At 56.6% G+C, this 10,657-nt stretch carries 3 protein-coding genes, 3 tRNA genes and 3 rRNA genes; 7 read left to right on the forward strand and 2 right to left on the reverse strand.

The genetic code is table 11. The features are described 5' to 3' along the window. Positions 1-462 precede the first annotated feature (462 nt). From ACXYL9_RS12875 to ACXYL9_RS12905, 7 genes are all read left to right on the forward strand, one after another. Positions 463-1,951: ribosomal RNA gene (locus ACXYL9_RS12875) — 16S ribosomal RNA — on the forward strand. Between the two features lie 182 nt (positions 1,952-2,133). Further along, positions 2,134-2,210 (forward strand) — tRNA-Ile (locus ACXYL9_RS12880). A 22-nt stretch (positions 2,211-2,232) separates the two neighbouring features. Next, a tRNA-Ala gene (locus ACXYL9_RS12885) sits at positions 2,233-2,308 on the forward strand. Between the two features lie 248 nt (positions 2,309-2,556). Then, a 23S ribosomal RNA gene (locus tag ACXYL9_RS12890) occupies positions 2,557-5,347 on the forward strand. A 125-nt stretch (positions 5,348-5,472) separates the two neighbouring features. Next, positions 5,473-5,587 (forward strand): 5S ribosomal RNA (gene rrf, locus ACXYL9_RS12895). The 16S, 23S and 5S rRNA genes sit together here with 3 tRNA genes alongside, the layout of an rRNA operon. Before the next feature lie 100 nt (positions 5,588-5,687). Beyond that, positions 5,688-5,764: transfer RNA gene (locus tag ACXYL9_RS12900), tRNA-Met, on the forward strand. A gap of 596 nt (positions 5,765-6,360) precedes the next feature. Then, positions 6,361-7,116, forward strand: a complete 756-nt coding sequence (locus ACXYL9_RS12905) for a hypothetical protein (RefSeq protein WP_459039967.1) — start codon at positions 6,361-6,363, stop codon at positions 7,114-7,116. 66 nt (positions 7,117-7,182) lie between these two features. On the opposite strand, the gene ACXYL9_RS12910 is transcribed toward ACXYL9_RS12905, so the two are convergent. Both ACXYL9_RS12910 and ACXYL9_RS12915 read right to left on the reverse strand, forming a co-directional pair. Further along, positions 7,183-9,732 (reverse strand): hypothetical protein, encoded by a 2,550-nt coding sequence (locus ACXYL9_RS12910; protein WP_459039968.1) that lies wholly within the window; start codon positions 9,730-9,732, stop codon positions 7,183-7,185. Positions 9,733-9,933: 201 nt separating this feature from the next. Further along, a complete protein-coding gene (locus tag ACXYL9_RS12915) occupies positions 9,934-10,641 on the reverse strand; it encodes a helix-turn-helix transcriptional regulator (protein WP_459039969.1) in 708 nt (235 codons plus the stop codon). Between the last annotated feature and the right edge of the window lie 16 nt (positions 10,642-10,657).

Below are 10,657 nucleotides of genomic sequence, written 5' to 3' on the forward strand. Positions count from 1 at the left end.
GGCCAAAAACTGCAGAATTCCGCCGTTTTTGAAGTTTTTTGAAGCAAAATTGCAAAAAGGACTTGCCCGAATCCGGAGCCCCCCATATATGCCCTCTCACCGACGCGGTGCTGACGGTTTTTAATCGCTTCGCCGGGTTGGTCGCCAACACTAACGGATAGCCGGTCCCCCGGTTCAAATCGGGGATACCTTCGCTGTCCGCTTTGCAATGTTGGTCGGCTCTTTGACATTGTTAGTTTTTGATGAAGGGACATGTGGGCGACGGCGCCCGGTCTGCGGAGCACAAGGCCGCAGTAACCGGTTAAATAAGCCGACGCCACATCCTCGCCCACCTCCACAGGTGGCTTGGGTGATGCATGTTCATTCGTATCCATTACGTTTGACAGTGCAGGTATCGGCTCCTTGATGCTCATGCTTGGTCGGATAGCGATCTTCGGATCGTGCTGATCTTGTATGTGACACAAACTTGAGAGTTTGATCCTGGCTCAGAACGAACGCTGGCGGCATGCCTAACACATGCAAGTCGAACGAACCCTTCGGGGTTAGTGGCGCACGGGTGCGTAACGCGTGGGAACCTGCCTTTAGGTTCGGAATAACCAGGAGAAATCCTGGCTAATACCGGATAATGTCTTCGGACCAAAGATTTATCGCCTTTAGATGGGCCCGCGTTAGATTAGATAGTTGGTGGGGTAATGGCCTACCAAGTCGACGATCTATAGCTGGTCTGAGAGGATGATCAGCCACACTGGGACTGAGACACGGCCCAGACTCCTACGGGAGGCAGCAGTGGGGAATATTGGACAATGGGCGAAAGCCTGATCCAGCAATGCCGCGTGAGTGATGAAGGCCTTAGGGTTGTAAAGCTCTTTTACCAGGGATGATAATGACAGTACCTGGAGAATAAGCTCCGGCTAACTCCGTGCCAGCAGCCGCGGTAATACGGAGGGAGCTAGCGTTGTTCGGAATTACTGGGCGTAAAGCGCGCGTAGGCGGCTATTCAAGTCAGGGGTGAAATCCCGGGGCTCAACCCCGGAACTGCCTTTGAAACTGGATAGCTAGAATCCTGGAGAGGCGAGTGGAATTCCGAGTGTAGAGGTGAAATTCGTAGATATTCGGAAGAACACCAGTGGCGAAGGCGACTCGCTGGACAGGTATTGACGCTGAGGTGCGAAAGCGTGGGGAGCAAACAGGATTAGATACCCTGGTAGTCCACGCCGTAAACGATGATAACTAGCTGTCCGGACTCATAGAGTCTGGGTGGCGCAGCTAACGCATTAAGTTATCCGCCTGGGGAGTACGGTCGCAAGATTAAAACTCAAAGGAATTGACGGGGGCCTGCACAAGCGGTGGAGCATGTGGTTTAATTCGAAGCAACGCGCAGAACCTTACCAGCCTTTGACATCCTAGGACGGTTTCTGGAGACAGATTCCTTTCCTTCGGGAACCTAGTGACAGGTGCTGCATGGCTGTCGTCAGCTCGTGTCGTGAGATGTTGGGTTAAGTCCCGCAACGAGCGCAACCCTCGTCCTTAGTTGCCATCATTTAGTTGGGCACTTTAAGGAAACTGCCGGTGATAAGCCGGAGGAAGGTGGGGATGACGTCAAGTCCTCATGGCCCTTACAGGCTGGGCTACACACGTGCTACAATGGCATCTACAGTGAGCAGCGATCCCGCGAGGGTTAGCTAATCTCCAAAAGATGTCTCAGTTCGGATTGTTCTCTGCAACTCGAGAGCATGAAGGCGGAATCGCTAGTAATCGCGGATCAGCATGCCGCGGTGAATACGTTCCCAGGCCTTGTACACACCGCCCGTCACACCATGGGAGTTGGTTCTACCCGAAGGTGGTGCGCTAACCTGCTTGCAGGAGGCAGCCAACCACGGTGGGATCAGCGACTGGGGTGAAGTCGTAACAAGGTAGCCGTAGGGGAACCTGCGGCTGGATCACCTCCTTTCTAAGGATAACTGCGAAAGCGCCAGGCTTCGGTCTGGAAGTGCTTCGCATGTTTCCAAAGAACACTGCCGTCGTCCTCATGTCCTTTCATCACTGGAGATTGCGCAAGCGCATAATAGCGTTTGCGTGGTACGCCTGAGTCGGCTCACGCCCCTCGCGGCCCTAGGCTGCTGAAGGCGGTGTAGGTCCGTAGCTCAGTTGGTTAGAGCGCACCCCTGATAAGGGTGAGGTCGGTGGTTCAAATCCACTCGGACCTACCATTGATCTCGCTTTTGGGCATCAGGGGCCTTAGCTCAGCTGGGAGAGCACCTGCTTTGCAAGCAGGGGGTCACCGGTTCGATCCCGGTAGGCTCCACCAGCCCAAATGAATTCTCCAGGATGAAAAGAAAACGGATCCGGCATTGGCCGGTAGGCGGTTTCAAACCGCTGTCTTTGACATTGTGAATGGGTTTTTTAATCGATGCCGCGATACGCGTGCATTCGATCTTCGGATTGGATGCAGACGTATTGCATTAATCAGATGTATAATCTGGCTGAGATTATCTTCCGTGCCATCGTATGGCGAACAGGCTTTTATGCAGGCCTGTCGTTGATGGTGTGGATTCTCAAGCGTGAGGTAAGAGCATTTGGTGGATGCCTTGGCATGTACAGGCGATGAAGGACGTGGCACGCTGCGATAAGCGTCGGGGAGTTGTGAGCAAACTTTGATCCGGCGATTTCCGAATGGGGAAACCCACCTTCACCATTTCTTCCTGGTCTCTTTCGAGGGATCATGGAGAGGTGGACTAGGTATCACCGAGCTGAATACATAGGCTTGGTGAAGCGAACCCGGGGAACTGAAACATCTCAGTACCCGGAGGAAAAGACATCAACCGAGATTCCGTTAGTAGTGGCGAGCGAACGCGGACCAGGCCAGTGCCTTTTCATAAATTAGCAGAACACTCTGGAAAGTGTGGCCATAGCGGGTGACAGCCCCGTATGCGAAAGTGATTGAAAAGGACTTGAGTAGGGCGGGACACGTGAAATCCTGTCTGAACATGGGGGGACCACCCTCCAAGCCTAAATACTCGTACATGACCGATAGCGAACACAGTACCGTGAGGGAAAGGTGAAAAGCACCCCGATTAGGGGAGTGAAACAGTACCTGAAACCGAATGCTTACAAGCAGTGGGAGCTTCTTTAGGAAGTGACCGCGTACCTCTTGCATAATGGGTCAGTGACTTAATCTAGCATGCGAGCTTAAGCCGTTAGGTGTAGGCGAAGCGAAAGCGAGTCTGAATAGGGCGACTGAGTATGTTGGATTAGACCCGAACCCCGGCGATCTAGATATGACCAGGTTGAAGGTGCGGTAACACGCACTGGAGGACCGAACCGTTGCATGTTGAAAAATGCTCGGATGAGTTGTGTTTAGGGGTGAAAGGCCAATCAAGCCGGGAAATAGCTGGTTCTCCGCGAAATCTATTGAGGTAGAGCGTCGGATGTATGCCGATGGGGGTAGAGCACTGGATGGGCTAGGGCTGCGCGAGCGGTACCAAACCTAACCAAACTCCGAATACCATCGAGTCTTATCCGGCAGACAGACGGCGGGTGCTAAGGTCCGTCGTCAAAAGGGAAACAGCCCTAACCTACAGCTAAGGTCCCCAAGTCATTACTAAGTGGGAAAGCATGTGGGAATCCCAAAACAACCAGGAGGTTGGCTTAGAAGCAGCCATCCTTTAAAGAAAGCGTAACAGCTCACTGGTCTAAATAAGGGTTCCTGCGGCGAAGATGTAACGGGGCTAAAGTAATGCACCGAAGCTTAGGGTTCAGAATTTATTCTGAGCGGTAGCGGAGCGTTCCGTAAGTGGTTGAAGCCGAAGGGTAACCGACGGTGGACATATCGGAAGTGCGAATGCTGACATGAGTAGCGATAAAGAGGGTGAGATGCCCTCTCGCCGAAAGACCAAGGGTTCCTGCGCAACGCTAATCGGCGCAGGGTGAGCCGGCCCCTAAGACGAGCCCGAAGGGGGTAGTCGATGGGAACCACGTTAATATTCGTGGGCCTGGAGATGTGTGACGGATGGCGGAAGTTGTTCACTCTTATTGGATTGAGTGGGCAGCCAAGTTGTCCCGGGAAATAGCCTCTCCATATAGACCGTACCCGAAACCGACACAGGTGGTCAGGTAGAGTATACCAAGGCGCTTGAGAGAAGTATCCTGAAGGAACTCGGCAAATTGCCTCCGTACCTTCGGAAGAAGGAGGCCCCGGCTAAGCGCAAGCTCTGTCGGGGGGCACAGGCCAGGGGGTAGCGACTGTTTATCAAAAACACAGGACTCTGCTAAGTCGGCTTCAAGACGACGTATAGGGTCTGACGCCTGCCCGGTGCTTGAAGGTTAAGAGGAGGAGTGCAAGCTCCGAATTGAAGCCCAAGTAAACGGCGGCCGTAACTATAACGGTCCTAAGGTAGCGAAATTCCTTGTCGGGTAAGTTCCGACCTGCACGAATGGCGTAACGACTTCCCCACTGTCTCCAGGATATGCTCAGCGAAATTGAATTCTCCGTGAAGATGCGGAGTACCCGCGGTTAGACGGAAAGACCCCGTGCACCTTTACTGCAACTTCAGAGTGGCATTAGGAAAGAGTTGTGTAGCATAGGTGGGAGGCTTTGAAACTTGGGCGCCAGTCCAAGTGGAGCCATAGGTGAAATACCACCCTGCTGTTTTCTGATGTCTAACCTCGCACCGTTATCCGGTGTAGGGACCCTCTGTGGTGGGTAGTTTGACTGGGGCGGTCGCCTCCTAAAGAGTAACGGAGGCGCGCGATGGTAGGCTCAGGCCGGTTGGAAACCGGCTGCGAGAGTGCAATGGCATAAGCCTGCCTGACTGCGAGACTGACGAGTCGAGCAGAGACGAAAGTCGGTCATAGTGATCCGGTGGTCCCTCGTGGAAGGGCCATCGCTCAACGGATAAAAGGTACGCCGGGGATAACAGGCTGATGATTCCCAAGAGCTCATATCGACGGAATCGTTTGGCACCTCGATGTCGGCTCATCACATCCTGGGGCTGGAGCAGGTCCCAAGGGTTTGGCTGTTCGCCAATTAAAGTGGTACGTGAGCTGGGTTCAGAACGTCGCGAGACAGTTTGGTCCCTATCTGCCGTGGGCGTCGATACTTGATAGGAGTTGCCCCTAGTACGAGAGGACCGGGGTGAACATACCTCTGGTGTACCAGTCATACCGCCAGGTGTGCCGCTGGGTAGCTATGTATGGACGGGATAACCGCTGAAAGCATCTAAGCGGGAAGCCTCCCTAAAGATAAGGTATCTTCGAACCGTCGTAGACCACGACGTTGATAGGCCGGGTGTGGAAGCGCAGTAATGCGTGGAGCTAACCGGTCCTAATAGTTCTGATCGCGCTTGATGAATCTGCACCATCAATGACAGTCCTGAGTGGATTGCTGTTGAGGAAGATGACCTCGAGCCAGATCGCCCACTGACTTAACCCGAAAGGGTGCATCGATTAAAAACCCGCACGCTGGCTTCATTGCTTCGTGGTAATAGCGCCTGTGACCCACCCGATCCCATCTCGAACTCGGCCGTGAAACCAGGCAGCGCCGATGGTACTAGTGCTCAAGCACTGGAAGAGTAGGTCGCCGCGAGGCATTGTAGCTAGCGAGCGGGTATAAACCCATTCACAAGTCGAAGGGCTGACCCGTTAAGGGCAGCCCTTTCGGCGTCTTTACCGACGCCGCAATACGGTGCCGCGGGATGGAGCAGTCCGGTAGCTCGTCAGGCTCATAACCTGAAGGTCGTTGGTTCAAATCCAACTCCCGCAACCACCGTTTTCAAGCAGATTCACCCCCTTGCCTTAGCTGGCTTGGGGGTTTTTTGCGTTCTGGCTTGGTCGCATTGGCAGTCACCTGCCAGTGGATCTGAGCAGGGGCGTTGGCCCCTGGCCTTTGACGCGAGATTTCGTGCACCAGCGAGGGCTTGGCATCGGTGTGATGCTGCGCTTCTTGAGCTGCCGACGCCGCATAACGCGAACGTTTGGCTTATGGGACGCCTAGGCTTTGCGGGCGTCGGCCATCGACCAGTTCGGAGACCCACTGATCCTGCCGATCGCTGGAGGATGCGGGAAGCTGGCATACTGGCGTTCGATCCCTTCGCCGCGAGCGACTATACTTGGCACTCCCCAAGAGGACGATCCAGCCGATTCTTGAGGCTACTTGGACGACCGCAAGTAGCCGAGTCGCAGCTACTGCTCGCTTCTTGGTGTCCCAAAAAGAGCCAACAAGCGTTGAATCCTATTGGTATATTCTTGTTTACTTTCCTCAAGAATCGGCAGAAGAGTTAGCTAATCCCATAAAGGGTCGCGGGTTACCTCGACGTGGTTTTCCCAACCACGGCGATTTTGTCGTTTGAGAGGAATTTCGTGATGAAGAAGCTAATGTTCGTGGCCTCTGCGGCCGCTATTTCCCTGTCGTCCATGGCGACCCCTGCGCTCGCAGCGGTGCCCGTGGACTCGGAGGGGACCAACCCCGTTCTCGATCAAAAATGCGCGGATGATACCCCGCCTAGCGTGCCGTCCGGTTTTACAGCGTATGCGCTAGGCGCGACTGTTGGTCCGGAGATCGAAACGGCCGTGGTGGCTCTCGGTCCGATCTATATCGTACCGATCGGATCCCCGACTTCGGTTCTCGGCGAAATTAGAACCCCGCATTTGAACGGGGGGAGCCCAAACATATTCGGCTACGCGAATCGCACTGTCGTATATCCGGGAGGTGCTCAGCGCTGGGTCAATATCCGCACAACTTTGACCACCTATGCAAGCGCCACCGGTTGCCACGTGCATAAGGAGAGCAACGGCGACAATGACGGTCTTCACCCAGGTTTCATCGCGCCCCCCGGCCACCAGAGAAACACACCTTTTTCTGCTATCCATTCGGAGCGATTCGTAGATGGAAGCAGGATGATTGATACACTACCGGGCCCCTATACCGATCCCACTCAGAGCGAGATCGACGCGCAGGTGCTGATCTGCATCTCGCCGAGCACGAAGCTCGTGAAAGGTGTACCGGGAACCTGGGTCGGCAAGAACGGGTATACTGCTTGCTCGCGCGCGCTTTATGACTCGCTCTATAGCAAGTTCGATCCCAACGCTCCGCCGACGAATTCCCTGCCCAGCACCTGAGCAGGTTCAACTATCGACAGAACTAGGGTCGACCGAAAGGTCGGCCCTTTTTCATGTGGCGGAGCCTCAGAATACCTTGCGCAGCGACAGGCTGACCGAGCGGCCCAGCGGGTCGAGCAGGAATGGCTGGAAGTTGCGGGGCGTGGTCCCGGCCTGGTCGACCACGACCTGCTTCGAATCGAGCAAATTGCTGACCGCCAGCGAAATACGCATGCCCTTCAGTGCGGGCGTGTCGGGGAACAGCGGACCGAGGTTGGCGAAGGTCCTGGCATCGACCGTCGTCCTGCCCTTGAACCTGATGGTGCTCGGTGCGGCAAGGGTGCCCGAGTTGACCAGCGACTCTCCTGTCCATGACTCGGATATCTGCAGCCCGATGCCGCGATGGTAAATGGCACTCGACAATTGGACCTGGTGACGCGGCTGTCCGCCGCCGAAACCTAGCGCACCGCCGGACAGCAGGTCGATGACCGGCAAGCCCTCGCGCGCGAGGCGGGATTTTTCGAGATACCATGTGTGATCGGCACGGAACGCCACCCGTACGCCTTGGCCCAATGACGGCACCGCTGGACCATCCTCTTCGCCCGTGCTGCCTCCCTGGGGGCCGCCGAACACGCGGGCGAGGTCAATGCCCCAGCGCAATTCCTCGCTGCGATCACGTGCATAGCTGACCGGCCGCGCGTCGAGCTGCACGAGCGTGCCGTTGGCATTGCGAATGTAGCGGTCCGGGAAGGCTGCCTGCACCTCGGCATTGGCGGGTGGCAGGGGCGCAATCGCGTTGAGCCCGACCACATTTACATATTCTGCGTTGATATTCAGGTTGATGGAATCGAACGGCCTCAGCGTCGCGCTCAGCCTGGTAATCCGTCGCTGCGGGGTGACCAGATCGCGATTGCCACCGCTGACAAAGCGCACCAGCACCGTTTCCTCGCGCAGGTAATCGAAGATCCTGAAATTTTCGGTCACGACGACCGGGTCGGTAAGAAGCCCCGCAAATGGGGGAACCTCCTCGTCAGTGTAGGATCCCCGAAGACTGAGGCGCCGGTCGACTTGCCAGCTTAGCCCGGCACCATAAGTGTGGATCGTACCGGCATCGGTTACATCGCGAACCTCGCCGGTAAAATCCGCCACCAGGTCGCCAATCGCGATACCGCCCAGCGGTAGCAAAGGAACCTGCAGATTGAGCTGTCCGCCCAGCTGGTCACGCGACAACCGGGCACTGCTGGCAGTTGCTATCCCGTTGGTGGAACTGGTGAACCGATCGAGCCGGGTGTCGACACGCGCCGTCAATCGAACGGGCCCTGCCGGCAGCCTGAACAGCGGCCCAGTGGCAATCAATTGCGCCTGGCCGTTGTCGCTGCGCGAGCGCGCGCGGTCGGGGCGGAGCGGGCCAAGCTGCTCGACAGCGAATGGCGTGAACGGATTGATGGTACCCGCCAGCAAGCCTGCACCGATAAGGCTCAGGTCATAGTCGCGGTCCGTTTCGGTGTTGGTAATCCGATGGATCAGCGCAGTGCTCGCGGTCAGGCTGAACTGGCCGATCTGGCTCGTCAGCGTTACGCCCAGATTGACGGCTGTGCTTTCCTGACGACGCGTCAAGGGCTCTCCAAGTGCCACGGCTACCAGCACATCGCGCCCGAAGGGCGAGAAGGGAGAGGTCGCGGGCAGCGTGAACAGGCTCGAGGACAGGCCGCTCAAGCCTGACGTCGTAGTGTGTTCGACACGGCCGGACAGCGAGAGCGCGGTCGTCCTGTTATAGCGCTGGGTGAGATTTGCATTGGCCGAATATTGGTCGCGCTCGTCTATCAGCGATCGGAACGGCGCAGTATCGGTGGGGTTGGCCAAGCCAGCCGTGGCGGCGAATTGAGCAAGGCCGGGCTGGCTCACACCAATGGGCACGCCGGCTATGATCACCGGCCGCCCAACCAGCAGGCTGAGTGCCGGATCGATTTCACCATTGCCTCCGGCGCCGACAACATTGCCGGAAGTCGAGAACGGGATCCCCGAGGTATCGGGAAGAATCTGCCGCTGGCTTTCGAACAGGGGGTCACCGCGCTGGACCCGCAGGACCAGGCTGCGACGATTGTTGTTTTCGAGCTTCAGCAGATTGAGCTCACCTTCACCCCGGAATACATCCCCGCGCGTGGTTAGCTCGCCCTTGGCGTTGGTGGTCACTTGCACCAGGTCGGGCTTGATGACGATGTTGATGACCCGCTGGGTCGGCGACTGGCCAAGCCGCGCAGCCACAATCGAGGGCAGGATCTGGATCTTCGACACCGCCTCGCTCGGCAAGTCGGCGATGTCCATGATGCCGTTCGTCAATTGACCGTTGATCAGGACAACCGGGCCTTGGCCCGAGATATCGACCTCGCTGGCGATCTGGTCCAGCAGGTCACCGATGGTGTCGAAGCCGTATGCGGCGATTTCGTTCTCATCGAATTCGGATTCGGCGACCAGTCCGGCGAACAGGTCGCGCTGGCGCTCGCCGATGACGACGATCTCGCCCTGGCGGAAGTTTTCCGGAGATTGCTGGGTTTCTTGCTGGGCCGCAACCGAGCTGGCGGGAATGACTGCCGCCAGCCCCGTTATCCATGCCGACGCTTTAAAAACAGTCCACATGCGTTGGTTCTTGCCAGATAAGAATTAACCGAGTTTCTATTTATCCCAAGGCAAGAAATACGCAATCGGTAAATGGACGGACAAGGCTATCGACTTGTCCGATCGGAATTACGACATTCCAACACGGGTAAGGATCGGGTTCTTCTAGTCACGGTTATCGGGCGAATTCGCCGGTCCGTGTTGCGCGCTGCAGTCCTGCGGCTAGAGCCTGAAGATTCCGAGCTGCAGGCCCTTGATGGTCGCCGCCATACGGCCGTTAACGCCGAGTTTCTGGAAAATGCGGCTCACATAGGTGCCGACCGTTGCGTTCGATACGCCCAGGATCGTGGAGATGTCCAAGTTTGATTTCCCCCGGGCGATCCAGACCAGCACTTCCTTCTCGCGCTTGGAGAATTGCGGGACATCGTCAGCTCTTGTTTCGGCCAGGTTGGTGATCCGCCGATGCATGGTGGTGGCGAATGTGATCAACTCCTCGACGAGCGGCGCGTCGATGTCGGTTATCTCGCGGCCGAGAGAGAAGGTGAAATAGGCTTCACTACCCCTGGGACCATAAATGGGTGCGGCAATCCCGTGTATCAGCCCGTGTTCGTGCATCGCCGCCACGAATGCTTCCTGCTCGGGCGACAAGGTCTGGGCTTCGATCGCTTCCGACCAACTCATGACCTTGCCGGCGCTGATCACGAAATCGGCGATCGGATCGTGCTGACGGAATTCGGGATCATCGTCATAGAGCGCGATCCACTCGTCGGGAAAGCCGTAGTGGATCAGGATCGCATCCTCGTGAAGCTGCGAATGAAGGGGCGGGACGATCCGGTAACTTGCGCTCTGCACGCCGTGATCGAGCGCGTAGTTCCTCGCCCCCAAAAACATTTTCTTGAGACTGTGATCGATGCCTGGATCGATGCGCATTTCGGTTCGCTGGGAG

This window comes from Qipengyuania sp. CAU 1752 (assembly GCF_054482615.1).

Bases quoted from the DNA above. Each gene is read 5' to 3' on its own strand.
- ACXYL9_RS12905 (WP_459039967.1), top strand. From the start codon at position 6,361: ATGAAGAAGCTAATGTTCGTGGCCTCTGCGGCCGCTATTTCCCTGTCG.
- ACXYL9_RS12910 (WP_459039968.1), bottom strand. From the start codon at position 9,732: ATGTGGACTGTTTTTAAAGCGTCGGCATGGATAACGGGGCTGGCGGCA.
- ACXYL9_RS12915 (WP_459039969.1), bottom strand. From the start codon at position 10,641: ATGCGCATCGATCCAGGCATCGATCACAGTCTCAAGAAAATGTTTTTG.